The sequence below is a fragment of the Bradyrhizobium sp. 157 genome (genome assembly GCF_023073815.1).
Lineage (GTDB): Bacteria > Pseudomonadota > Alphaproteobacteria > Rhizobiales > Xanthobacteraceae > Bradyrhizobium.
In genome coordinates this window covers 412,423-435,371 of the sequence record NZ_JADPKF010000073.1, presented here as the reverse complement: position 1 = coordinate 435,371, position 22,949 = coordinate 412,423, and the positions used below count along the sequence as shown (strand labels likewise).

Genomic DNA, 22,949 nt, shown 5'->3' with positions numbered 1-22,949 from the left:
TGACCCGGCAATCCATCACGCTTCCAAAGACTCTTTTGAAGGTTGATGGATACGCGGGTCAAGCCCGCGCATGACGAGTGTTGTTTGAGGCGACTGCGGGCAACATTATCAACTCGTCATTCCCGCGAAGGCGGGGAATCCAGTACGCCGCGGCCTCACGGCTCGATCACTAACGTCTCTGGAATACTGGGTCACCCGCCTTCGCGGGTGACGACAGTTTCCTATGTGGCCAGTAGCGGCGCGCTACGCCGCCTGCTTCGCCTTGGCATCCTGAATCGCCCGCCACACCCGTTCCGGCGTCAGCGGCATGTCGATATGTGTGATGCCGTAATCCGACAGCGCGTCGATCACCGCGTTGACGATGCAGACGAGGCTGCCGGCGCAGCCGGCTTCGCCGCAGCCCTTGGTGCCCAGCGGATTGGATTTGGCCGGCGAGGGGTGGTCGCCGATTTCCATTGGCGGAATGTCTTCGGCCCGCGGCAGCGCGTAATCCATGAATGAGCCGGTGATCGGCTGGCCGCTGGCATCGTAGCTGACCTGCTCCATCAGCGCCTGGCCGATGCCCTGCGCGACGCCGCCGTGCAACTGGCCGGCGACGATCATCGGATTGATCACGGTGCCGAAATCATTGACGGCGAAATAGCGCACGATTTGCACAACACCGGTCTCGGGATCGATTTCCACTTCCGCGACATGGCAGCCATTGGGAAAGGTGGACGGCGTGTCCTTGGTGGCATGGTCGACGTCGAGCGACAGCGGCACGCCTTCGGGCATCTTGCCCTCGCGCAGGCGCTTTGCCAGATCCATGATGCCGATCGAGCGGTCGGTGCCGGCGATGGTGAAGCGGCCATTGGCGAACTCGATGTCGCCTTCGGATGCTTCCAGTAGGTGCGCGGCCGCCTGCTTGCCTTTTGCGATCACAAGCGAGGAGGCTTCCACGATCGCCTGACCCGTTGCCGTGATCGAGCGCGAGCCGCCGGTGCCGTTGCCGAAGCGGACGAGATCGCTGTCGTTCTGCTCGATGGTGATCTTCTCGAAGGGAACGCCGAGCTGCGCCGACAGCACTTGCGCGAACGGCGTAGCGTGGCCCTGGCCGTAGTCGAGCGTGCCGGTAGTCAGCTTCACTGAGCCGTCCGGCTCAAAGGTGATCTTGCCGAGTTCGCCGCTCGGCGGCGCGGTGACTTCGAGGTACGAGCCGACAGCGATGCCGCGCAGCTTGCCGTTCTTCTTGCTCTCCTTCTTGCGCTTGGCAAAATTGGCGTGATCGGAAATCTCCAGCGCCTTGTTGAAGACGCCTGCGAAATCGCCGCTGTCATAGGTGACGCCGCTCGCCGCCGCGAACGGCAGTTGCGACGGCTTGATGAAGTTGCGCTTGCGCAACGTCAGCCGGTTGATGCCCATCTCGTCGGCGGCGCGGTCGATCAGCCGCTCCATGTAGTAGTTGGCCTCCGGCCGGCCGGCGCCGCGATAGGCGCCCATCAAGGTTGTGTTGGTCAAAACCGTCTTGATGTCGACGCCAAGCAGCGGAGTACGGTAGACGCTGGCGAGGTTCTTGCCGGTGTTGAGCGACAGCGGCCCCGGCGCGACACCGGTGATGTAGGCGCCGAGATTGCCGTAGCCCGAGAGCCGCACCGCGAGAAACTTGCCTTCGGCGTCGAGCGCCAGTTCGGCGTGGATGAGCTGCGCGCGACCGTGGCTGTCGGAGAGGAAGCTGGTCGAGCGTTCGTCGGTCCATTTTACCGGACGGCCCAGCACCTTCGCGGCGTGCAGGATGCAGGTGTATTCGGGATAGCTGACGTTCTTCATGCCGAAGGAGCCGCCGACATTGGGGGTCAGGATACGCACCTTGTCGTTCGGCACATTGAGGATTTTCGCCAGCGTCACCTTGTTGCCGGAGACGCCCTGCGTCGGCACATGAAGCGTGAAGCGCTCGGCGGCCTTGTCGTAGGCGGCCAGCCCCACGCGCGGCTCCATCGATACCACGGCGACGCGGGTGTTGACGATATCGAGTTTTGTGACATGCGCGGCAGCGGCGAACGCGGCGGCGATCTTGGCCGTATCGCCATAGTGGTAGTCGAGCGCGACGTTGTTCGGGATGTGATCGTAAAGCTGCGGCGCGCCGGGCTTTGCGGCTTCCGCCGCATCGGTCACGGCAGGCAGCGGCTCGATGTCAAGCTCGACGGCCTCCGCCGCATCGCGCGCCTGCCCTAGCGTTTCCGCGACCACGAAGGCCACGGGGTCGCCGACGAAGCGCACCTTGTCGGTCGCCAGCGCCGGACGGTTGGTCTGCAACAGCGGCGATCCATCCCGGCTCTTCAGCGGCAGGCCGCAGGTGAAGGGGCCGTAGCCGGCGGCCTCGAGGTCCTTGCCGGTCCAGACGCCGAGCACGCCCGGCATAGCCTTGGCGGCGGCCGTGTCGATCCCCCTGATGATTCCGTGGGCATGGCTGGAGCGCACCACCCAGCAATAGGCCTGGCCGGGCAGGGTGAAATCGTCGGTGTATTTGCCCCTGCCGCGCACCAGCGTGTCGTCTTCCTTGCGGCGCACTGGCTGCCCCACACCGTATTTTTGCAGTGCGATAGCGTTGTCCAGAGAGGGGGCCGGCGTGTGATCTTGCATCGAAAGCACCTGAAATGCTGGGGATTCTCTTGGATTTCTTGCTGGATTCTGGGTTCCGCGAGTTCCCGGTCAGATAACGCACCGCGTCATGCACGACAACGCCTGATTGGGCATAGTCCTATGTGATGGGTTGTTGCGTAGCCCCTTGGCGCTGCTAAAGTTTCCGTGAACGGTAATTTCTTCGGCGGCCCGGAAGCGGCCTGCGGAAAGACAGTTTTGATGAACCACGATACGCGGCTGCGCGAAGCCCTTGAGGCCCGCGCCAGCCCGTCAGGGTCGGTTGCGGCCGCCACGGCAAACGGTGTCTATGCCGCGCTGGACCTTGGCACCAACAATTGCCGGCTTTTGATCGCCAGCCCGGCCGGCGACGGTTTTCGCGTCGTGGATTCGTTTTCACGGATCATCCGGCTTGGCGAGGGCATTTCCGCAACCGGTTCCATCAGCGAGGCGGCGATCGAGCGCGCCATCGCGGCGCTCAGCATCTGCAGCGACAAGATCCGCTACCGCAAGGCCAAGCGCCTGCGGCTGATTGCAACCGAAGCCTGCCGCGCCGCCGACAATGCCGACAGCTTTCGTGCCCGTGTCGCGAGCGAGACCGGCATCCGGCTCGAGGTGATCGATCGCGAGACCGAGGCAACACTCGCTGTCATCGGCTGCTCGCCGCTGCTCGACGCAAAAGGGCGGGGCGCGATCCTGTTCGACATCGGCGGCGGCTCGACCGAGCTGGTGCGGATCGAGCGCGATCCGAAACAGCAGAATGCGCCGCCTCGGATCAGGGCCTGGATGTCCGTCCCGCTCGGCGTCGTCACGCTGGCCGAGCATTTCGGCGGACGTGACGTCACGGCGGAATCCTATGCCCGGATGGTGCGCGAAGTCGCGCAATATGTGACGCCGTTTGCGGCCGAGCACGGCGCTGATTTGCGTGACATGCATATGCTGGGCACCTCGGGCACCGTGACGACGCTTGCCGGCATCCATCTCAATCTGGCGCGCTACGACCGCCGGCGCATTGACGGCGTCTGGATGAACAGCCCCGACGTCACCGCGGTGATTCAGCGGCTGCTCGGCATGAGCTATCAGGAGCGGGCCAACAATAATTGCATCAGCGTCGAGCGCGCCGATCTGGTGCTGGCCGGCTGCGCCATTCTCGACGCGATCCGCGAAGCCTTCCCATTGCCTCGGCTCCGCGTCGCCGACCGCGGCCTGCGCGAGGGCATGCTGGTCGAGATGATGCGCGAGGACGGAGCGCTGCGGCCGTGCTGATGCGCAGGCTCGCGGTTATGCCCGAAAACCGGAAGAGCGGCTGAAAGCCAGCCGCTCTTCCCTGAAAGCTGAGCGGGAGGGCCGCACTAGGCGGCACGCCGCACCTCTTCCATATTTTGCTTAATCTGCTTTCCGGCATCGTCGGCCAGTTTGAGCGACATATCGGCTATCCGACGGCTGCTCTCCAGAACAGATCCCACGGTCTCACGTACCAGGTCCGTCTGAACGGCAGCAACCTCCTGAGGCGTTCGGCAGGCCCACAATTCATTCATGCGGTCCATGCTCGTCTCGACCTGATGCCGAACCAACTGCAGGTATTCCTGCGAGATGCCACCCATCACCTTGGCAGCAGTTGTGCCGGTATAAAGGATGGTTTGCGCGTTGCGGGCCGATCGTTCGGTTGCCTGTTGCACTCCTTCTCCTGACAGGCCGAGCGTACGACCAAGTTGCTCGGTGGACCGCCCCATGACGGTCGTCGCCATATCCAGGCCGAAGCGCCAGGTGTTCTGTAACGTCTCGGCGTTTTGCTGGAATAGAGTAGCGCTTGCCCGGGCCACTTCCTCGCCGGCTTCGGCCGCCACTTGTCCGACGCGCGTGGTCTGCTCGGCTGCAGCTTGTCCAAACCGGCTGGTCTGCTCAGCAGTCTTCTCGCCGGCGCGGCGTGCTGCGTCTTCCATACCTTGGGTAGACTTCTCCTCTTGGCGTGGGTTTGCCATCTTATCTCTCCGCTGATTGCAGGTGGATGACTTCCCCAGCTCCGTCCCGAGCAACGCAATCGCTGTAGGACCGTTCCAAGCCTTCCGAACTTTTCCGCGCTTCTCGTTTAGTTCGCAACGCCTACTTAGGAACGTCGGCAACATGTCGCTGTTGTGCCGCAGACTGGCTCTTCACCCGCCGCAATTCGGCTGGCTACGCACATCACGAGGCTCAGCGAATGTCCACTGCCGAAGCCATCCTTGTCGTCGTTATCGGTGTCCTCCTTGTTCTGGTGATCGGGAATATAGTGTTCTCGTTCCTGGCCGAACGAAAGAACCCACCGATCGGCCGTTTCATCGAGTGCGATGGTGTGCGGCTGCATTACCTCGAACGGGGCGACCCGGCAGCTCGGTGCGTCGTGCTGTTCCATGGCAACGGCACGATGATCCAGGATTTCATCATCAGCGGACTCGTGGATCGTCTAGCCAGCCGCAGCCGGGTCATATGCTTTGATCGGCCGGGCTTCGGATACAGTCAGCGGCCGCGTGCGCGGATCTGGACTGCAACGTCCCAGGCGGCGCTGTTTGTAAAGGCGCTTAAACAGCTCGGCGTGCGCGATCCCGTTGTGCTCGGCCACTCCTGGGGCACGCTGGTTGCTGCTGCGATCGGATTTCAAAACGACTACCCGATCCGCGGTCTTGTGCTTGCCTCGGGATACTACTTCCCCACGCCGCGGTGGGACTTCTGGATGCTATCAGGTCCGGCGATACCGGTCTTAGGGGACCTGGTCCGCTACACGGTTGCGCCGATGATCTCATGGGCCATTTTGCCGGCCCTTATTCGCAAGCTCTTTGCGCCCCGCGCTGTCCCGGAAAACTTCAAGCATGGCTTTCCAGCGTCCCTGACGCTCAGGCCAAAACAGCTAAGGGCGGCCGCTGAGGAAAGCGCGTTCCTTATTCCCCAAGCCGCACAGTTCCAATTTCGTTATTCGAGCATTCGGTGCCCGGTCCACATCTTCCATGGAACGGGAGACCAGATCATCGAACCCGAACAGGCCATGCGTCTACACAGGGTGCTTGGTCGTTCCGACCTGCATCTCATGCCGGACGCCGGACACATGGTGACCTATGCCGACAGCACCGCTATTGCACAGGCCGTCGAGTCCCTGGAAATCGCCATGATCAAATAGGGGGCTGGCGCTTCAACGCGCATCCACTTCCGTGCTACTGATTCCAGGCTCCGGGTCCGGGCTGGCATTTCAAGACAAGTATCGATATGGCGAAAGACACTACCGGACGGCTGCACGTCACGGTCAAGAGCGCGGGCAAGCGCAAGCTGTCATCAAAGCTCTGGCTGGAGCGGCAGCTCAACGATCCCTACGTGGCGAAGGCCAAGCGGGAGGGCTATCGCTCGCGCGCGGCCTACAAGCTGATCGAAATCGACGACAAGTATCGGTTTCTCAAGCCCGGCAACGCCGTGGTCGATCTCGGCGCCGCCCCCGGCGGCTGGAGCCAGATCGCGGCCAAGCGCGTCGGCGCGATCAATGGCAAGGGCAAAGTGGTCGCGATCGATCTGCTGGAAATGCCGGAAATTCCCGGCGTCGATTTCGCGCAGCTCGACTTTCTGGCCGAGGACGCACCCGAAAAGCTGATCGCAATGATGGGCGGGCGCGCCGATGTTGTGATGTCCGACATGGCGGCCAACACCACCGGCCACCGCAAGACCGATCAGCTCCGCATCATCGGCCTCGTCGAGGCGGCCGCGGCGTTTGCCTCCGAGGTGCTCAATCCCGGTGGGACGTTCTTAGCAAAAGTCTTTCAAAGCGGCGCCGATGCTGAACTTGTCGCGCAATTGAAGCGCGACTTTTCCAGCGTGCGCCACGTCAAGCCGGCATCGAGCCGGCAGGATTCCTCGGAGCGCTACGTGCTGGCGATGGGATTTCGAGGGCACCGCAGTCAGCTCTGAGCGCAACCTTTGCGGTGCGTGACTTGATAGCGTCTCCAGCAGTTGTAGTAGAGGGCGCAAGCGGGCGCTAGGTCTTGGCGATTCCTCTGGAACTTTCCTCTCATACGGCGTATTTCATTACTCGGGCGTGGTCTGTTTACCGCTTGCAGCGCTGACGCCACCGGGAATTTCTGCAGCGAGCCGCGCCTCCGTCTGGGAAGGAGTATTCCCGTGATGGAGCAGAGGACCAGAGTTGGCAATCGATTGTTAGCTGCGTTGCCGCCGGCAGACCTCGATTTGCTTGTGCGTCATTTCCGATTGGTTAGCCTTGAACGTGACGCCGTGCTGGTGCGGTCGGGCGATCCAATAGAACGGATTTATTTCCCGCTTAGCGGCCTGATCGCTTTCGTGATGGATATGCCGAGCGGACAAACCGTCGCGACCGCCGTCGTTGGCAATGAAGGAGCCGTGGGTGTCCTGACGAGTCTGGGGCCTTCCCGCTCTCCGATGACGGCGGTGGTGCGGGTGGCGGGGACTGCGCTGCAGATTTCGCCAGCACAGTTTCAGGCGTCGCTTGAACGCAGCGGCGCCTTGAGGGGAACGGTTCAAACCCACACCAGGGCGCTAATGGCCCAATTCCAACACGTCGCAGCCTGCAATGCGCTGCACTCGGTGACGGCCCGGCTGGCAAGATGGTTGCTGCAGCTCCGCGATCGTGCCGACGGCGACATCCTGCCGCTGACGCAAGACACGCTTTCGGAATTGCTCGGTGTGCGCCGCCCGACGGTGACGCATGTCATATGCAAGCTGCGCGAGTCGGGCGGAATCCGATCCAATCGGCGCGGCTCGATCGAGATTGACAGGCCGCGGCTCGAGGCGGCGACATGTGAGTGCTACCAACTCATGCGCCGTCGAATCGATCGCATCGTCCTGACGGACGAAATGAAATCGGCGCCTATGGCCGAAGCTTCCCTGTTTGCCAATGCGGACGAAGAGCGGCAGCGCACTCCCGCGCGGGGTGCGACCGGCCAACGGCCAAAGGGGTCATTGAGAGGTCATTGACCGGGCTGCAGGCCTCAACGGCTCGACGTCGATTGCAGGGCGAAAGCGGTCCCGAGCAAGCGCCATTTCTCTTCCGGGCTCGTGAACCCAGGCCTCCCGGGCAAACCATTCGTGATTGGACTGGCAGATCAGAGGTGCGTGCGAAAAACACCGGGCGTGAAGGGCCCCGAATTACCCCAGCCGCTGATCCCGCGCGTCCTCGGTGCCTTCGCTGGCGGCCTTCTTGGTCGCTGCTTTTTCTGCAGCCTTGCGGCTGGAGATCTCGACGACCTTTCGTCCCGAAATCTCGTGGCCGGCGTCGTCTGGCATCTGCCAGAAGAAGTATGCCGACGCCGCTGAGATGATCGCGACCACGAGGAACGCGGGCGGGAATACGCCGGCACCCAACTCGGTGACATGCTGGTACAGCATGGTCGATTCCACCGAGAACGCGCCGACGGCGACGCCCGCGGAAATCGCCAGTTGCTGATTGACGCTGACGAGCGTGGTCGCTCTGCTCATCTGCGCCGGTTCGACCTCAGCATAGGCGACGGTGTTAATCGCGGTGAACTGCAGCGAGCGGAAGAAGCCGCCGACCACCAGGATGATGAAGATCAGCAACAGCGGCGTCGTCACCGTGAACAATGCACAGGCCGCGAGGAAGACCGCGCTGATCACGGCGTTGACCGTCATCATGTAGCGGAAGCCGAAGGCGCGGATGATCCGCGCCGCCAGCGTCTTCATCCCCATGGCGCCGACGGCCGAGGCAAACGTCACCATGCCGGACTGAAACGGCGTCAGCCCAATACCTTCCTGCATCAATAGCGGCAGCAGGAACGGCAGCGCGCCGATGCCGAGCCGGAACAGGAAGCCGCCGATAATGCTGGCGCGCATGGTGGACAGTCGCAGCAGCGAGAAATCCAGCACCGGCGAGCCGGTTCGTTTCGCGTGCATGACATAGAGCGTCATCGAGATGGTGCCGACTGCGACGAGGCCGGCGACAACAGGCCAGGGCAACAAGTTGAGGCCCGCGACCGAAAGGCCAAAGGCGATGCCGGCTAGCCCAATCCCGGCCAGCACCAGCCCGTAGAGATCGAAGCGCTCGGGATCCTCGCTCTTGATCGGGTCGATGTACTTCATCGCCATGAAGATGCCGAGCAGCCCGATCGGGATGTTGATCAGAAAGATCCAGTGCCAGGAGAAATAGGTGGTGATGAAGCCGCCGAGCGGCGGGCCGATCACCGGCCCGACCAGAGCCGGCACTGTTACCCATGTCATCGCATTGACCAGCGCGCTCTTGTCGATCGAGCGCAACAGCACCAGCCGCCCGACCGGCGTCATCATCGCCCCGCCCATGCCCTGCAGGATGCGGGCGATGACGAAATGGGTGACGTTCTGCGACAGCGCGCACCCGATCGACCCGATCATGAACACCCCAATGGCGATCGAGAACACCATGCGCGCGCCGAAACGGTCCGCGGTCCAGCCGCTGGCCGGAATGAACACGGCGAGCGAGAGCAAATAGGACGTGATCGCCAATTTCAGTGTCAGCGGGCTGGTGCCGATGTCAGCCGCGATCGCCGGCAGCGAGGTCGCAATCACCGTCGAGTCCATGTTCTCCATGAACAGGGCGGTGGCGACGATCAGCGGGATCAGGCGTTGCTTATCCATCGGGATCGGGGGCCGGAGAGAGAAACAGGCAGGCGAGGGGCCTGTATCATCCCGCCGTCACACAAGCCATTGCGGAACCGGGCAAACCACCTAAATCCTGCGTGACGCTGGTATGCACCGCGCCAGGCCCGGAGGTCCGCATGATCTACGTTCTCGCTGCTCTGTTGCCGCCGCTCGGGCTGCTCCTGAACGGGCAGCCGTTTTCGGCGATCTTCAACCTGGTCCTGATCGTGTTTTGCCTGGTGTTCGGGCTGATCTTCCACGTCCTGCTCTTGGTGCCGTCGGCGCATGCGCTGATCGCGGTTCACATGAAGCGGGAGGACCGCCGCCACCGCGAGGTGGTAGAGGCGATCCGCCAGCACGGGCCACCGCCGGGCTATCGGCCGTAAGGCCTTCCCGTAAGCTCTCCCGCTAAACCCTTGGGATTGCGGCGTTTCCCGAAAAGTCTGTGCATAGCAGTCAAACGCTTTGATTCGGCCTGCTGCCATGCTATCGACCACCGTCAACCCCATCGATGGGCTTCGATTCGACGGAGATGCGGTAGCATCGCCGAAGGCGGCGTTCATCCATAGAACTGATCGCGGCGGCGAGCCGCCGAAAGGAGTTGGCAATGGCGCAGGGACTTCAGGGTATCCGTGAAGCCTTCACGTTCGACGATGTGCTTCTGAAGCCCGGTCTCTCGGATATCTTGCCCTCGGAGGCTGATATCCGCTCCCATGTGACCCGCGCGATTCCGCTGAACATTCCGATTATCGCGTCGGCGATGGACACGGTCACCGAAGCGCGCATGGCGATCGCAATGGCGCAGGCGGGCGGCATCGGCGTCATCCACCGCAATTTCGAGCCGGACGGGCAAGCCGCCCAGGTGCGGCAAGTCAAGAAGTATGAATCGGGAATGGTGGTCAATCCGCTGACCATCGGTCCCGATGCGATGCTGTCGGACGCGCTGGCGCTGATGAAGGATCACGGCTTTTCCGGCATTCCCGTCGTCACCGGCGCCAGCAGGAACACGCCCGGCAAGCTGATCGGCATTCTCACCAACCGCGACGTCCGCTTTGCGACCAATCCCAAGCAAAAAGTCTCGGAGCTGATGACGCACGAGAACCTCGTCACGGTTCGCGAGAACGTCAGCCAGGACGAAGCGAAGCGGATGCTGCACACGCACCGTATCGAGAAGTTGCTCGTTGTCGACGACCAGTACCGCTGCGTCGGGCTGATCACCGTCAAGGACATGGAAAAGGCGGTTGCGCACCCGCTCGCCTGCAAGGACGAGCATGGCCGCCTGCGTGTGGCTGCCGCGACCACGGTCGGCGAGGGTGGCTTTGAGCGCACCGAGCGGCTGATCGATGCTGGCGTCGACCTGATCGTGGTCGATACCGCGCACGGCCATTCCTCGCGGGTGCTCGAGGCGGTCAACCGCATCAAGCAACTTTCCAACGCAGTGCAGGTGATTGCCGGCAACATCGCAACGAAAGAGGGCGCGCAGGCGCTGATCGACGCGGGCGCGGACGCGATCAAGGTCGGCATTGGTCCGGGCTCGATCTGCACCACGCGCATCGTCGCCGGCGTTGGCGTGCCGCAGCTCACCGCGATCATGGATGCGGTGGAAGCGGCGAAGAAGGCCGACGTTTCAGTGATTGCCGATGGCGGCATCAAATATTCCGGCGATCTGGCCAAAGCGCTCGCCGCCGGTGCCGACATCGCCATGGTCGGCTCGCTGCTCGCCGGCACCGACGAGACGCCCGGCGAAGTGTTTCTGTGGCAGGGCCGCTCCTACAAGGCCTATCGCGGCATGGGTTCGGTCGGCGCGATGGCGCGCGGCTCGGCCGACCGCTACTTCCAGCAGGACATCAAGGATACGCTGAAACTGGTGCCCGAGGGCATCGAGGGCCAGGTGCCGTACAAGGGGCCAGTCGCCAACGTCATGCACCAGCTCGCCGGCGGCCTGCGTGCCGCGATGGGCTATGTCGGCGCCCGCAATCTCGCCGAATTCCACGCCAAGGCTCAGTTCGTCCGAATCACCGGCGCGGGCCTGCGCGAAAGCCACGTCCACGACGTGACGATCACGCGGGAAAGCCCGAATTATCCGGGCGGGGCGTAGTTCCCCCGCACGCGCCGTCATTCCGGGGCGATGCGAAGCATCGAACTATGGTGCGCAATTGCGCACCTGAGAATCTCGAGATTCCGGGTCTGGTGCTCGCGCACGATCCCGGAATGACGGCGTTTTAAGAAGGGATGCGGTACTCGCCACCGTCATTGCGAGGAGCGCTAGCGACGAAGCAATCCACTCTTTTTCGTTGACGAGAATGGATTGCTTCGCTTCGCTCGCAATGACGAAAAACAACAAACCGGAGGAACAACCATGTCCCAGGGCAAACGCATCGTCCTCGCCTCGCGCCCCGTCGGCGAGCCCAAACCTTCCGACTTCCGCCTCGAGGATTGCCCCATCCCCACGCCCGGCGCCGGCGAGGTGCTCCTTCGCACCATCTGGCTGTCGCTCGATCCCTACATGCGCGGACGCATGAGCGACGGGCCGTCCTACGCGCAGCCGGTGCCGATCGGCGGCGTGATGGAAGCCGGCACGGTCAGCGATGTGATCGCCTCAAACAATCCGGCATTCGCCAAGGGCGACATCGTGCTGTCGCGCAATGGTTGGCAAACGCATGCGATCTCCGACGGCAAGGGTCTTACAAAGGTCGATCCCACGATCGCGCCGATCTCGACCGCGGTCGGCGTGCTCGGCATGCCCGGCATGACCGCGTATACGGGCCTGCTCGACATCGGCAAGCCGCAAGCGGGTGAGACCGTCGTCGTGGCGGCCGCATCCGGCGCGGTCGGCTCGGCCGTCGGCCAGATCGCGAAGATCAAGGGCGCACGCGCGGTCGGCATCGCCGGCGGCAAGGACAAATGCGCTTACGTCAAGAATGAACTCGGCTTCGACGATTGCCTCGATCACCGCGATCACGATCTCGCGGCCAAGTTGAAGGATGCCTGCCCAAAGGGCATCGACGTCTATTTTGAAAACGTCGGCGGTGCCGTGTTCGAAGCGGTGTTCCCGCTGCTCAATGCCTTTGCGCGCGTTCCCGTGTGCGGCCTGATCGCGCATTACAACGACACGCAGGCGGTGGCGCCGAAATGGGCACCGTCCCTGATGCGCGCGGTATTGACCAAGCGCCTGACCATCCGCGGCTTCATCGTCAGCGATTTCGCCGCGCGTCACGGCGACTTCCTGCGCGACATGTCGGGGTGGGTGCGCGAGGGTAACGTCAAGCACAAGGAGTTCGTCACCGAAGGCCTCGAGAGCGCGCCGGCCGCGTTCATGGGCCTTCTGAAGGGCGCCAATTTCGGCAAGCAACTCGTACGCGTCGGGCCGGACAAAACTTGAAGCCGGCGCGCCCCGAGTTCTAGGAACCATCAACGAAGAAGCTCACGGCTACTTGAGGCGCGCGGCGGAACGTCCCCTCGAAACTGTCGTTTGGTTTTGACATCCAAAGGAGAAGCCAAATGATGAACTGCAAGAAACTATCGCTCGGCTTGGTTGCCGCTACGATGCTGGCCACTCCTGCAATGGCTCAAGTGGTCTATCAGGAGCCCGGCGTTATAGGCTATAGCTATCCGAACTCAGCTTACGTCACAGGAGGCTACGGCGTCAGGACCACGCCCCCGGGCTACTATTATGGTAGCCGGTTTCACCCGGCTCCACGCGTGGGCGCATTTGCGTCACAGCCTTGGGACGATGGCTCCTACTATTCCTATGGCCTCGTTGAGCGCCAGTGGTGATGCTCTCTGAGAACTAGGAATTCCTGCCAATCAGTGAATCCAGATCAACATCGGATTGTCCCGGCGCTCTGACGTGCCGGACCTCAAAGGCGTCGGGCTGGAACCGATACTCCACCAGCCCGACTTCCTTTGTGCCGATGACCGGCTGAATTCTGTCTGGAAGGATGAAACCTGTCGACGGCGCCCAGACATGGCGCGTGTGGCGATAGGTGAAGTCGCGACGCTGGTGGACGTGGCCTGAGGCGACCAGCCGCAGATCCACCGCGGAGAACAGCTCGACCAGATCTTTGCGCCTCGGCTGCGGAACGTAGCGGATCGCGGTTTCGGCCGTCTCGGGATCATCAGGCGCGTTCAGAAACAGCGGCTTGTGCAGGAACAGCGCGGCCGGCTTGCCGTTCACGCGCGCAAGTTCTAAGGCGAGCCAATCGAACTGCTCAGCCTCGCTCTCGATCCCCGTGTTCATGATCAGCGAATTCAGCCCGATAAAGCACCAGCCCGCCGCATCGAAACGCCAGCGGTCCTCGCCGATCACGGAAAGATATTTCTGCCGCTCGTGTTCGGTTGCCGGCGGCTTCGGCGGGGCGCCGACGGCCGTTGGGTTATCGCCGACGTCGTGATTGCCTGGCAGATGTCGGCACGGTACCGGCAGCGCGTCGTGCAGCTCTTTTGCAAAATTGAGATCATCAGGGCTGGTCGGCGCATCGAAGGCGAGATCGCCAGTATTGATGACAAGATCGGGACGCGTTGCGTCGATATGCTCGCTGACGCGGTGAAAATTCTCGGTGAGTTTTTGCAGACGGCGGGCGAGGTGGGTGTCGGAAATTTGGGTCAGGCGAAATTCGTGCATGCAATAGTCCTTTTGGACGGATTATCGCCGCGTCCCGAGTCAGAACGATGACGGATCCGAACTCTTGCCCAACCTCAATCGTCGCACCCCGCGAAGGCGGGGTACCCAGTACGCCGCAGCCTATCGCTCTAATCATTACTGTCTCTGGAATACTGGATCACCCGCATGCGCGGGTGATGACGACTATTTATGTGGCAGATCTCAGGTGTTACCCCAACGTCCGTCGCCAGAACGCCAGCATATCCGCCTTGAACAGCTCGGCGTCGCCGTCGCGGCTTCCAATCTTCGCGCCCTTGCGGCCGTAGCCGGCCTTCAGCGCATAGATCATCAGGTCGCGGTCGGTGAGCTTGCTCTCCGCGACGCCGTGAAGCGGATGGATGAAGGCGCCGTCATTGGCGATGTAGGCCGTCGGCGCGGCGGGGGAGACGGACGCGTCGGGGACGTTCTCGATTCCCGTGCCGCGGTCAAAGCTGTGCTGCGCGCCGCCGATCAGCCGCATCGTCGCCTTGCCGCCGGACAGGCGGATGGCCTGGCAATGGCCCTGCACCTGCATCGGCGAGCACCATTCATCGGCATCGCCCATGATGACGCGGATTTCGGTTTCATCGACGGACGGATCGAGGAACTGATGGCCGCTCCAGGGATAGGCGGCGAGCACGCTCCTGAATCCGGCGCCGTCGCCGACCACCGCATCGGCAAAGCGGCGCGTCGCAGCCGTCAGCACGGCCGAGCCGCCGCGGCTGTGGCCTTGCGCGCCGATCCGGGAAGCGTCGATCTCCGGATGGACTGCCAGCACCTGCCAGGCCGCCAGCACGTCATAGGCGCTGGCGGCAAATGAGAACTGCGTCTGGTTGGCAACCGTCGAGGTCACGCCGCGCGCGCCGAAACTGTCGAGGACAAACGCCGCAAAGCCGTCACGGACCACCGTTTCGGCATGCGCCAGATGCGAAGGCGCAACGCCGAGGCTGCCCGGCACCACCATCACCAGCGGCAGCTTTCCGTTGCGTTTGCGATTGTTCGAGGCCGGCAGGAACAGCTTGCCGTCGATCACAAGCCTGGGCAGCTCGGCGGCATTGCTGATGACATGAAAATAGTTGACCGGATTGGCGGTGAGAATGTCGATATTCTGTCCCTTGGCGCCGCCAGCGAAAACAATGTCCTGATCGCGAAATCGCAAAGTTGCAATCCTCCCGCGGCTGCTCTCTTTCGGCGACCGTCAGGGATACAGTAGAGCGCTGGTTATTCCCGTCAAAGCAAATGTGCCCGACGGTCTTGCCATCTTGTATCTCAATGCGCCTCAGAGCACGCGATAGCGGATCGCGAAGGCGTCGTGAGTCTCTGTCGTCACCGTGCCGCCATTGGCGGCGACGATGCCGTCGGCCAGATGCCACGGCCCGAACTGGTCGGAGCGCGATGGGCTTGCCGGCAGCCGCAGCCGGAACGTGCTCTGGGCCCGGCCGGGCAGGTTCAGCACCATCATCCGCTCGGTGGTGCGATAATCGAGCGTCACCGTCCCCCGCAAGATGCTGCGGCCGTCGGCGGTCGAGGCCAGCGCCTCCTGGACTTTCGCCAGTTTCTGGTTCCGGTCCGTCAGCAACTCGATCTGGATGTCCGCCGCGGTCGTCAACGTCGCCTTCGGCAGGCGGATTTCAAATTCCACCGCGGGCTTTGCCGGATTGAGGCCGAGATAGGCCTGCGCCGCGTGCCTGGTGTCCGAGATCGCGAAGGCGAGCAGGACCAGCACCGCGGAGGCGGCAAGCCCATGCTTGACCAGATCGTGGCGGCTGCGGCGGCCGCTGTGGAAATAGACCGAGAGCATGATCGCGACCGCCAGCGCCGCGGCGATGCCGGCCAATGCCGACATGGCGATGCCAAGGCCGCCGTCGGGGCTGTCGCTGAACCCGACGGCCCGGAGCAGGGAGCTCACGGAATCGCCGGGCAGCTCGGCGGCGCGGCCGGCGCCGGTCAGGATCGGGGAGGTGATGTTCATCGCCTGCTCGCGGATTGGTTCAAGATCGGTTCGAGACCAGAACCTTCGGAATTCTCGGTAGTTGGTCGTCCGGGCTCTCCCTGTGGTTCAAGCGAGCCATGTTAAGTGCATTTTTCAGGTGAGCGGCATCTCGTTATTGCTTTAAGGTCACGCAGGCTTCGGGGGAGATTCTCATGTCGGTTCAGATGGTTTTGCTGCCAGTCTTCGTTTTGATCGGGCTCACCTTCTTCCTGATGTTCTGGATGGTGACGGCCCGCACCAAGGCGGTGAAGGCCCGCGAAACCAGCCTGAGGGACATCGCGCTCGGACAGCCGAAATATCCGCCCCGCGTCGCCCAGATCGGCAATTGCTTCTCAAATCAGTTCGAAGTACCCCTCCTGTTCTACCTCCTGATCGCGCTGGCGCTGCCGCTGCGCCGGGCCGATCTCTTCATCGTGCTGATGTCCTGGGTGTTCGTGGTGACACGATTTGCCCATGCCGGCATTTTCGTCACCACCAACAACATCCAGCAGCGCAGCCTGGCGTGGTTTGCCGGCGCGCTGGTGCTGCTTGCGATGTGGATCTACGTCGCGCTGAAGCTTCTGCTTCTGATCTAGTCTTTGTTTGACGCGTTTTCTTCACGCGAACCGGTACCCACTTCGCTCGAAAACGCTATCGGAAAGCTCTGAATGACCCCCGCTGCCCGCCTTTCCGCCGCCATCGAACTGATCGGCACCATCGACGCCCAGCGCGTTCCCGCGGCAAAGGCGCTGAAGGAGTGGGGCACCGCGCATCGCTATGCCGGCTCGGGCGATCGCGCGGCGATTTCGGGCCTGATCTGGGACGTGCTGCGGCGTCGCGCATCGAGCGCCTGGCTGATGGACGCGGACACGCCACGGGCGCGCGTGCTCGGCATGATGAAGCTCGAGCGCAAGCTCGATGTGGAGGCGATCTCGGCGCTCTGCGACGGCGGGCGTTTTGCGCCGGAACCGCTGACCGAGGCCGAACGATCAGCGCTCACCTCGCGGACTCTCGATGACGCGCCGCCGCACATCGCCGGCGACTATCCGGAATGGCTCGATCCGCATCTGGCCGCCGTGTTCGGCGACGATCGCGTGGCGGAGGCAGCCGCGATGGCAAGCCGCGCCCCGCTCGATCTGCGCGTCAACACGCTCAAAGCCAAGCGCGAAAAAGTGCTCGCATCGCTTTCACATCTCGGAGCTATGCCGACGCCATGGTCGCCGATCGGCTTGCGCATCGAACTCGGCGCCGACGCCCGCAATCCCGGCATTCATGCCGAAGAGGATTTCATCAAGGGCGCGATCGAGGTGCAGGACGAGGGCTCGCAACTCGCGGCGATGTTCACCGCAGCAAAGCCCGGCGAGCAGGTGATCGATCTCTGCGCCGGCGCCGGCGGCAAGACGCTGGCGCTCGCCGCGATGATGCAAGGCAAGGGCCGCCTGATCGCGACCGACCGCGACAAGCGCCAGCTCGCGCCGATCTACGAGCGGCTGTCGCGCGCCGGCGTCCACAACGCCGAAATCCGCGCGCCGAAGGGCGACGCTGATCCATTGGCCGACATCAAGTCGTCGGCCGACCTCGTCCTGATCGACGCGCCCTGCACCGGCACCGGCACCTGGCGCCGCAACCCAGACGCCAAATGGCGGATGCGCCCCGGCGCGCTGGAGGTCCGCTTGAAGGACCAGGCCGAAGTCCTTGATCGCGCAAGCCGCCTGGTCAAGCCCGGCGGCCGCATCGCCTATGTCACCTGCTCGGTGCTGCCAAGCGAAAACGGCGAACAAGTCCGCGCCTTCGTGGCACGTCATCCCGAGTTCTCGATTCAGCCACTGAACGAGACGGCAAGCGTGCTGTGGGACAAGGCGGAGGATTTTGAGAAGGCTGCGCTGCGATCGCCGGAAGGCTGGCTGATGACGCCGCGCCGCACGGGCACGGATGGGTTTTTCGTCTCGCTGCTGAAGAAGGCGTGATGCTGTTTCCCCGTCATTGCGAGCGAAGCGAAGCAATCCATCGCGCAACAAGCGGAGGAATGGATTGCCTCGTCGCTATCGCTCCTCGCAATGACGGGGGTGAGATCATCAATCCACAATGAACAACTTCGCCCCGGTCTTTGTCGACGAGCGATGCGCGGCGTCGCCGAAATCCGACACCTGATAGCTCATCCCTGCACGAAGCTTGAACGTGCGTCCGTCGCGCAATTCGGTATCGAGCTCGCCTTCCAGCACATAGAGCACATGGCCACGGTCGCACCAGTGGTCGGCAAGATAGCCCGGTGAGTACTCCACAATCCGCACGCGGAGATCACCGATGTTGAGCGTGCGCCACAGCGCTTCGCCTGAAACGCCCGGATGCGTGGTCGCAGCGACTTGGCCCCAGTCGGTGACGGTGAAGGGCAGTGCGGGAATTTTCATGGGTAATCCGGTGGTGAGAGAAGTGGAGGCCTACCCTCGTCATTGCGAGCCAACGGGTCAGGCGAATGCGCGCCCGATGACAGGCTCCGCGAAGCAATCCATATCGCAGCACAACGGATAGATGGATTGCTTCGTCGCTTCGCTTCTCGCAATGACGAGGATAAGCTGTCTGGCCATTTTGGAACGCGTCGTGCGGGGCACCACTCAATGCGCCAGATGGTTGGCCGAACCCTGCCTGATCTTTCCATTCGCATCGAGCCGCAGATATTCGCAGATCTGCGCGCCGCGCTCGTTCTGGTAAAACACCACCACGCTGTCGGGGCTCACATACGTGTCGATCAGGTCGAAATGCAGGTTGGGCAGCAACTGGAACGCTTTGCTCCAGTACATCCGAAGCTTGTCCTTGCCGCGCAGCGTGCCACTGGCCGCAAGCCCGAGCGCCTGGATGCGGTCGGAAGTCATCTCGGCATCCTCGGCATAGAGCGCGAGGATGCGCTCGAGGTCGTGCGAGTTCCAGGCCGCGATCCACTCCCGGCCGAGCGCCGCCAGATCGGACGCCGCGTAATGCTGGCGTTGCATGTTTCCTCCTTTCGCTCAGATTTGCTCCCGGCAATCGACGCAAGTTAGGTCAATAATACTTACCTAATATCAATCTGTCCATGCCCCAGAAAGAATGTGGGTCAGCCCTTTGCCGCGGTTGCGAGGCCGCGCCTCGTCGCGTAATTCCTGTCCATGACAGCAGCACAGAAAGCCCGCGAGTCGACGCCCTCGGTGGCCTCGGCGCATGACAAGATTCTGATTGTCGACTTCGGCAGTCAGGTGACGCAACTGATCGCCCGCCGGGTGCGCGAGGAGGGCGTCTATTCCGAAATCGTGCCGTTCCAGAAGGCCGAAGCCGCCTTCAAGGAGATGAAGCCGAAGGCGGTGATCCTCTCCGGCGGGCCGGAGTCGGTGCACGAAGAAGGCTCGCCGCGCGCGCCGCAACTGATCTTCGATTCCGGCGTCCCCGTGCTCGGCATCTGCTACGGCCAGATGACGCTTGCCGCCCAGCTCGGCGGCGAGGTCGAGGGCGGCCACCACCGCGAATTCGGCCGCGCCGATGTCGAGGTGAAGACGGCGAGCAAATTGTTCGACGACACCTGGTCGATGGGCGAGCGCCATCCGGTGTGGATGAGCCATGGCGACCGCATCACCAAAATGCCGCCGGGCTTTACCGTCGCCGCCGTCTCGCCGAACGCGCCGTTCGCCGTGATCCAGGACGAGAAGCGCAAATATTACGGCCTGATGTTCCACCCCGAAGTGGTGCATACGCCCGACGGCGCCAAGCTGCTGCGCAATTTCGTCCGCAAGGTCGCAGGCTTCACCGGCGACTGGACCATGCGCGCCTTCCGTGAGGAGGCGATCGAAAAAATCCGCACCCAGGTCGGCAAGGGCAGGGTGATCTGCGGCCTTTCCGGCGGCGTCGATTCCGCCGTGGCAGCGGTGCTGCTCCACGAGGCGATCGGCGACCAGCTCACCTGCGTGTTCGTCGACCACGGCTTGCTGCGGCTGAACGAAGCCGAAACGGTGGTCGACCTGTTCCGGCATCACTACAATATCCCGTTGGTCCATGTTGATGCGTCAAAGCTTTTCCTCGGCGAGCTCAAAGGCGTCAGCGATCCCGAAGCGAAGCGCAAAACCATCGGCCGCCTGTTCATCGACGTCTTCGATCAGGAGGCGAAGAAGATCGGCGGCGCCGAATTTTTGGCGCAGGGCACGCTTTACCCTGATGTGATCGAGAGCGTCTCCTTCACCGGCGGCCCGTCGGTGACCATCAAGTCGCACCACAATGTCGGTGGCTTGCCGGCGCGCATGAACATGAAGCTGGTCGAACCCTTGCGCGAACTGTTCAAGGACGAAGTCCGCGTGCTCGGCCGCGAGCTCGGCCTGCCCGAAATCTTCGTCGGCCGCCACCCGTTCCCGGGCCCGGGTCTCGCGATCCGCTGCCCCGGCGATATCACCAAGGAAAAACTCGACATCCTCCGCAACGCCGACGCCGTCTACATCGACCAGATCCGCAAAGCGGGGTTGTACGACAAGATCTGGCAGGCCTTTGCCGTGCTGCTGCCGGTGAAGACGGTCGGCGTGATGGGCGATGGCCGCACCTACGAATACGTCGTGGGCCTCCGCGCCGTGACCTCCACCGACGGCATGACCGCCGACTTCTATCCCTTCGACATGAGCTTCCTCGGCGCGACGGCGACGCGGATCATCAACGAGGTGAAGGGGGTGAATAGGGTGGTGTACGACGTAACGAGCAAGCCGCCGGGGACGATCGAGTGGGAGTGATCTAAGATCGTCTCACGCTGCTTCATCCGCTATCAAAATCCAGGAAAACGGATCGCGACAACGACTTGCGTGTTTTCCCTGCTGACGCGCAGACCACTCGGGTTCTAGTTCTAGTGGCCGCCTATCATGCGCCACCCAAAGCAGGCACTTCCAATGCCAGATTTTTCCGATCACTGGTGGTCATCTGTGGAGGCAGCCGCGGTCGTGGGTCAACGACTCGGCGCCTCAGCCGGGGAATTCAACGCGGCTTGCGAGCACATCGTCCAGCTACTCATCGACGCGTCGATGTTGCTCGAGGGTAACTCTCACGCGACGGCGGCGTTCCTCTCGATCACCGCTATCGAGGAGACGGCCAAGGTACATATCGGATCGTTCCGGCGGTCAACCACACCGGTCGCGCGCCGCAAGGATCCCCTCTACGGGCACGCCGAGAAGCACAAGTTGGCGTTGGGTCCGACCGTCGCAATGGGAAACCGCCTGCAGGCCGCCATCGGGGAGGACCGCATGCGCGAGCTCATGGAGCAGGGCCAAGCCGGCGACCTGGTGAAGATCCGCGAGGCCGCGCTCTATGTCGAGCAGGGTGCCGGCGGGCTGGTCACGCCGAGTAGCGCTGTGTCGCCCCAGACCTCACGGGAGCTTCTGCTGCTGGCGATCGAGGCCTTCGACGACGCGCTGGTCGGCTTCACGAGCCGGTCTCTTGAGCTCGGCCAGGCTACGGACGCGCTGTTCTCGAGATGGGCGGACGCCTAGCTCAGCACCTGCACCAGCTCTCGCGTCCCCGCCGATGGCTGTCCGAAGCTCACCAGCCGCACAGCGCCGCAACGCTGGGGGAGGTGAAGTTTGCGGGTCCCGAACAGTGGCAACCGGTGGTGGATTCGTCGACGGTGGGTATGGTGTTGATGGTGTCTTCCCGGATACGGTGCCAAGCAATTGGAGAAACCTGGTGATGGCGGACGTGCAAAAAGGTAGGCAGGACCTGACGGTCAAGGGTGAATCCGTCGAGCGAGTCTACGGCAACTACCAAGCGTGGCGCTACATCGTTAATCGCCGGTACCAGCGAAAGCTTGTCTGGACGCTTGACGAAAAACGCCGGTTCATCGACTCGATCATCAGCGGCTACCCAGTGCCCATCGTGCTGCTCGCTGAGCGCAAAGTCCCGACTGGATCGAGCCAGTTCGAGATCATCGACGGCATGCAGCGGCTGAACGCCGTATTCGGCTTCATCGAGAATGAGTATGACGTGAACGGGCAATTCTTCGACCTGAATACGATGGCCGAGACGAAGGCGCTCCTCGATGCTGGCGAGTTGCAACAGCGCGAGCCACTGCTGGCGCGAGAGGCCTGCGTGCAGGTCGCCTCGTACACGGTGCCACTTTCGATCTACGAGTTCACTGGCGACGGTGAAGTCGATGAGGTGTTTCGCCGAATCAACTCGGGTGGGCGAAAGCTGTCGCGGCAGGAGCTCCGGATTGCAGGCTCGACGGGTCACTTCGCCCAAGCCGTCCGCAACATCGCGGCCAAAGTGCGCGGTGACGTCTCCGCGTCCGACGAACTTCCCCTCAACGAGATGAAGAAAATCTCGATCACCAACCGCGAGCTGCCGTACGGCATCGACGTCGACGAGGTATTCTGGATCAAGCAGGGGGTGCTGACCAAGGAACAGGTGCGTGAATCACGCGATGAAGAAATCATCGCCGACATCCTCGCGTTTATGTTGCTGGAGCCCAAGCCTCCATCACGCAGCGAAGTGTTGGACGACTTCTTCGGCTTCAGCGATGGCGAAGCCCAGCAACAAAGGCATCAGCAGATCGAACTAGCCACGCAGAAGAGGCGCAGGCGCAGCAAGAGCCGTCGAATTACGGCGGCGCGTTTTTTGTTCGACACGGCAACAAGCTCGTCGAGGTTCCTTCAACGCACTTTAGCGAGTTGTTCAAGCGGTTCATGGCCGGCATATAGCACGGTGCGGGATTACGGTGACAGTGCACAAAATTGCAACGGTGGCTCAAGGCCGCGTTACAAACTGGCATGAGGGGCAAATCACTTCTGATTTTCCGAAATCGTGTCAAGCCCTGGAATCAAAAATATTCCGCTTTCGTTCTCACCCAAATCAGTCGCATAACTCCGCCCGTCTCACGGCGGATGAGGGGCGCTTCGCGATCGTCACGAACGCGCGGTGAGATGCGGTGGACGCTGAATGCGCGCTCGACGTACGCGCAGGAAGCGTACGGCGAAGTCGTGTGGTTCGGGCGCCGCGGTGCTGGCGTTAAGTCCGAGAGGGGCAAGCTTCTCACGGGCGACGGAGGCAAAAGAGCCGTTCTCCGGGAAGAGCGCGAAGTAAGCCGTAAAGCCATTGCGCAGGGAA

General features: G+C 62.7%; 21 protein-coding genes. 13 read left to right on the top strand and 8 right to left on the bottom strand.

Annotated features, from left to right (window positions below):
* Nucleotides 1-243: 243 nt before the first annotated feature.
* Complete coding sequence (locus IVA95_RS18050; protein ID WP_247511681.1) at nt 244-2,619, bottom strand: xanthine dehydrogenase family protein molybdopterin-binding subunit; 2,376 nt, start codon at nt 2,617-2,619, stop codon at nt 244-246.
* Nucleotides 2,620-2,838: 219 nt separating this feature from the next.
* Here IVA95_RS18050 and IVA95_RS18045 point away from each other — a divergent pair, with 219 nt between their 5' ends.
* Nucleotides 2,839-3,882, top strand: coding sequence for a Ppx/GppA phosphatase family protein (locus IVA95_RS18045; RefSeq protein ID WP_247511680.1), 1,044 nt, complete (start codon nt 2,839-2,841; stop codon nt 3,880-3,882).
* Between the two features lie 86 nt (nt 3,883-3,968).
* Here the strand turns inward: IVA95_RS18045 and IVA95_RS18040 are convergent, their stop codons facing one another.
* The gene (locus IVA95_RS18040; RefSeq protein WP_213249851.1) at nt 3,969-4,598 is read right to left on the bottom strand and encodes a phasin family protein; all 630 of its coding nucleotides are present in this window, start codon (nt 4,596-4,598) and stop codon (nt 3,969-3,971) included.
* Nucleotides 4,599-4,816: 218 nt separating this feature from the next.
* Between IVA95_RS18040 and IVA95_RS18035 the strand changes: the two genes are divergently transcribed.
* The 3 genes from IVA95_RS18035 to IVA95_RS18025 all read left to right on the top strand — a co-directional run bounded on the left by IVA95_RS18035 (nt 4,817) and on the right by IVA95_RS18025 (nt 7,584).
* Nucleotides 4,817-5,767 carry an alpha/beta hydrolase gene (locus IVA95_RS18035; RefSeq protein ID WP_247511679.1) on the top strand — a complete coding sequence of 317 codons (951 nt, stop codon included), beginning with the start codon at nt 4,817-4,819 and terminating at the stop codon, nt 5,765-5,767.
* Nucleotides 5,768-5,853: 86 nt separating this feature from the next.
* Nucleotides 5,854-6,543, top strand: coding sequence for an RlmE family RNA methyltransferase (locus IVA95_RS18030; RefSeq protein ID WP_247511678.1), 690 nt, complete (start codon nt 5,854-5,856; stop codon nt 6,541-6,543).
* 213 nt (nt 6,544-6,756) lie between these two features.
* A complete protein-coding gene (locus tag IVA95_RS18025) occupies nt 6,757-7,584 on the top strand; it encodes a Crp/Fnr family transcriptional regulator (protein WP_247511741.1) in 828 nt (275 codons plus the stop codon).
* Nucleotides 7,585-7,755: 171 nt separating this feature from the next.
* Here the strand turns inward: IVA95_RS18025 and IVA95_RS18020 are convergent, their stop codons facing one another.
* Entirely contained in the window at nt 7,756-9,234 is a 1,479-nt protein-coding gene (locus IVA95_RS18020) for a DHA2 family efflux MFS transporter permease subunit (RefSeq protein ID WP_247511677.1), read from the bottom strand.
* 140 nt (nt 9,235-9,374) lie between these two features.
* On the opposite strand from IVA95_RS18020, the gene IVA95_RS18015 reads away from it, so the two are divergent.
* From IVA95_RS18015 to IVA95_RS18000, 4 genes are all read left to right on the top strand, one after another.
* The gene (locus tag IVA95_RS18015) at nt 9,375-9,623 is read left to right on the top strand and encodes a hypothetical protein (RefSeq protein WP_028346604.1); all 249 of its coding nucleotides are present in this window, start codon (nt 9,375-9,377) and stop codon (nt 9,621-9,623) included.
* Between the two features lie 221 nt (nt 9,624-9,844).
* Nucleotides 9,845-11,335 carry an IMP dehydrogenase gene (gene guaB, locus IVA95_RS18010; protein ID WP_247511676.1) on the top strand — a complete coding sequence of 497 codons (1,491 nt, stop codon included), beginning with the start codon at nt 9,845-9,847 and terminating at the stop codon, nt 11,333-11,335.
* 261 nt (nt 11,336-11,596) lie between these two features.
* Entirely contained in the window at nt 11,597-12,619 is a 1,023-nt protein-coding gene (locus IVA95_RS18005; protein WP_247511675.1) for an NADP-dependent oxidoreductase, read from the top strand.
* Between the two features lie 119 nt (nt 12,620-12,738).
* Entirely contained in the window at nt 12,739-13,014 is a 276-nt protein-coding gene (locus IVA95_RS18000) for a hypothetical protein (protein WP_213249863.1), read from the top strand.
* Nucleotides 13,015-13,027: 13 nt separating this feature from the next.
* Here IVA95_RS18000 and IVA95_RS17995 read toward each other — a convergent pair whose 3' ends face one another.
* The 3 genes from IVA95_RS17995 to IVA95_RS17985 form a co-directional block, all read right to left on the bottom strand.
* A complete protein-coding gene (locus IVA95_RS17995) occupies nt 13,028-13,861 on the bottom strand; it encodes a metallophosphoesterase (protein WP_247511674.1) in 834 nt (277 codons plus the stop codon).
* A gap of 208 nt (nt 13,862-14,069) precedes the next feature.
* On the bottom strand, nt 14,070-15,038 hold the full coding sequence (locus tag IVA95_RS17990; protein WP_247511673.1) for a dienelactone hydrolase family protein: 969 nt from the start codon (nt 15,036-15,038) through the stop codon (nt 14,070-14,072).
* A 120-nt stretch (nt 15,039-15,158) separates the two neighbouring features.
* Entirely contained in the window at nt 15,159-15,851 is a 693-nt protein-coding gene (locus IVA95_RS17985) for an acriflavin resistance protein (RefSeq protein ID WP_247511672.1), read from the bottom strand.
* A gap of 173 nt (nt 15,852-16,024) precedes the next feature.
* Here IVA95_RS17985 and IVA95_RS17980 point away from each other — a divergent pair, with 173 nt between their 5' ends.
* On the top strand, nt 16,025-16,447 hold the full coding sequence (locus IVA95_RS17980) for an MAPEG family protein (RefSeq protein WP_247511671.1): 423 nt from the start codon (nt 16,025-16,027) through the stop codon (nt 16,445-16,447).
* Nucleotides 16,448-16,519: 72 nt separating this feature from the next.
* The gene (locus tag IVA95_RS17975; protein WP_247511670.1) at nt 16,520-17,818 is read left to right on the top strand and encodes an RsmB/NOP family class I SAM-dependent RNA methyltransferase; all 1,299 of its coding nucleotides are present in this window, start codon (nt 16,520-16,522) and stop codon (nt 17,816-17,818) included.
* Between the two features lie 108 nt (nt 17,819-17,926).
* Here the strand turns inward: IVA95_RS17975 and IVA95_RS17970 are convergent, their stop codons facing one another.
* The gene (locus tag IVA95_RS17970; protein WP_247511669.1) at nt 17,927-18,259 is read right to left on the bottom strand and encodes a DHCW motif cupin fold protein; all 333 of its coding nucleotides are present in this window, start codon (nt 18,257-18,259) and stop codon (nt 17,927-17,929) included.
* A gap of 204 nt (nt 18,260-18,463) precedes the next feature.
* Nucleotides 18,464-18,838 carry a nuclear transport factor 2 family protein gene (locus IVA95_RS17965; RefSeq protein ID WP_247511668.1) on the bottom strand — a complete coding sequence of 125 codons (375 nt, stop codon included), beginning with the start codon at nt 18,836-18,838 and terminating at the stop codon, nt 18,464-18,466.
* A gap of 153 nt (nt 18,839-18,991) precedes the next feature.
* Here IVA95_RS17965 and guaA point away from each other — a divergent pair, with 153 nt between their 5' ends.
* The 3 genes from guaA (at nt 18,992) to IVA95_RS17950 (ending at nt 22,616) form a co-directional block, all read left to right on the top strand.
* Nucleotides 18,992-20,587: a glutamine-hydrolyzing GMP synthase gene (gene guaA / locus IVA95_RS17960; protein ID WP_247511667.1), complete on the top strand. Its 1,596-nt coding sequence runs from the start codon at nt 18,992-18,994 to the stop codon at nt 20,585-20,587.
* Nucleotides 20,588-20,740: 153 nt separating this feature from the next.
* On the top strand, nt 20,741-21,337 hold the full coding sequence (locus IVA95_RS17955; protein ID WP_247511666.1) for an AbiV family abortive infection protein: 597 nt from the start codon (nt 20,741-20,743) through the stop codon (nt 21,335-21,337).
* A 196-nt stretch (nt 21,338-21,533) separates the two neighbouring features.
* On the top strand, nt 21,534-22,616 hold the full coding sequence (locus IVA95_RS17950) for a DUF262 domain-containing protein (protein ID WP_247511665.1): 1,083 nt from the start codon (nt 21,534-21,536) through the stop codon (nt 22,614-22,616).
* Nucleotides 22,617-22,949 lie beyond the last annotated feature (333 nt).

Bases quoted from the DNA above. Each gene is read 5' to 3' on its own strand.
- guaA (WP_247511667.1), top strand. From the start codon at position 18,992: ATGACAGCAGCACAGAAAGCCCGCGAGTCGACGCCCTCGGTGGCCTCG.
- IVA95_RS18035 (WP_247511679.1), top strand. From the start codon at position 4,817: ATGTCCACTGCCGAAGCCATCCTTGTCGTCGTTATCGGTGTCCTCCTT.
- IVA95_RS18020 (WP_247511677.1), bottom strand. From the start codon at position 9,234: ATGGATAAGCAACGCCTGATCCCGCTGATCGTCGCCACCGCCCTGTTC.
- IVA95_RS18040 (WP_213249851.1), bottom strand. From the start codon at position 4,598: ATGGCAAACCCACGCCAAGAGGAGAAGTCTACCCAAGGTATGGAAGAC.
- IVA95_RS18005 (WP_247511675.1), top strand. From the start codon at position 11,597: ATGTCCCAGGGCAAACGCATCGTCCTCGCCTCGCGCCCCGTCGGCGAG.
- IVA95_RS17975 (WP_247511670.1), top strand. From the start codon at position 16,520: ATGACCCCCGCTGCCCGCCTTTCCGCCGCCATCGAACTGATCGGCACC.
- IVA95_RS17955 (WP_247511666.1), top strand. From the start codon at position 20,741: ATGCCAGATTTTTCCGATCACTGGTGGTCATCTGTGGAGGCAGCCGCG.
- IVA95_RS17950 (WP_247511665.1), top strand. From the start codon at position 21,534: ATGGCGGACGTGCAAAAAGGTAGGCAGGACCTGACGGTCAAGGGTGAA.
- IVA95_RS17970 (WP_247511669.1), bottom strand. From the start codon at position 18,259: ATGAAAATTCCCGCACTGCCCTTCACCGTCACCGACTGGGGCCAAGTC.
- IVA95_RS18045 (WP_247511680.1), top strand. From the start codon at position 2,839: ATGAACCACGATACGCGGCTGCGCGAAGCCCTTGAGGCCCGCGCCAGC.
- guaB (WP_247511676.1), top strand. From the start codon at position 9,845: ATGGCGCAGGGACTTCAGGGTATCCGTGAAGCCTTCACGTTCGACGAT.
- IVA95_RS18000 (WP_213249863.1), top strand. From the start codon at position 12,739: ATGATGAACTGCAAGAAACTATCGCTCGGCTTGGTTGCCGCTACGATG.
- IVA95_RS18025 (WP_247511741.1), top strand. From the start codon at position 6,757: ATGGAGCAGAGGACCAGAGTTGGCAATCGATTGTTAGCTGCGTTGCCG.
- IVA95_RS18050 (WP_247511681.1), bottom strand. From the start codon at position 2,619: ATGCAAGATCACACGCCGGCCCCCTCTCTGGACAACGCTATCGCACTG.
- IVA95_RS17985 (WP_247511672.1), bottom strand. From the start codon at position 15,851: ATGAACATCACCTCCCCGATCCTGACCGGCGCCGGCCGCGCCGCCGAG.
- IVA95_RS17980 (WP_247511671.1), top strand. From the start codon at position 16,025: ATGTCGGTTCAGATGGTTTTGCTGCCAGTCTTCGTTTTGATCGGGCTC.
- IVA95_RS18030 (WP_247511678.1), top strand. From the start codon at position 5,854: ATGGCGAAAGACACTACCGGACGGCTGCACGTCACGGTCAAGAGCGCG.
- IVA95_RS18015 (WP_028346604.1), top strand. From the start codon at position 9,375: ATGATCTACGTTCTCGCTGCTCTGTTGCCGCCGCTCGGGCTGCTCCTG.
- IVA95_RS17995 (WP_247511674.1), bottom strand. From the start codon at position 13,861: ATGCACGAATTTCGCCTGACCCAAATTTCCGACACCCACCTCGCCCGC.
- IVA95_RS17965 (WP_247511668.1), bottom strand. From the start codon at position 18,838: ATGCAACGCCAGCATTACGCGGCGTCCGATCTGGCGGCGCTCGGCCGG.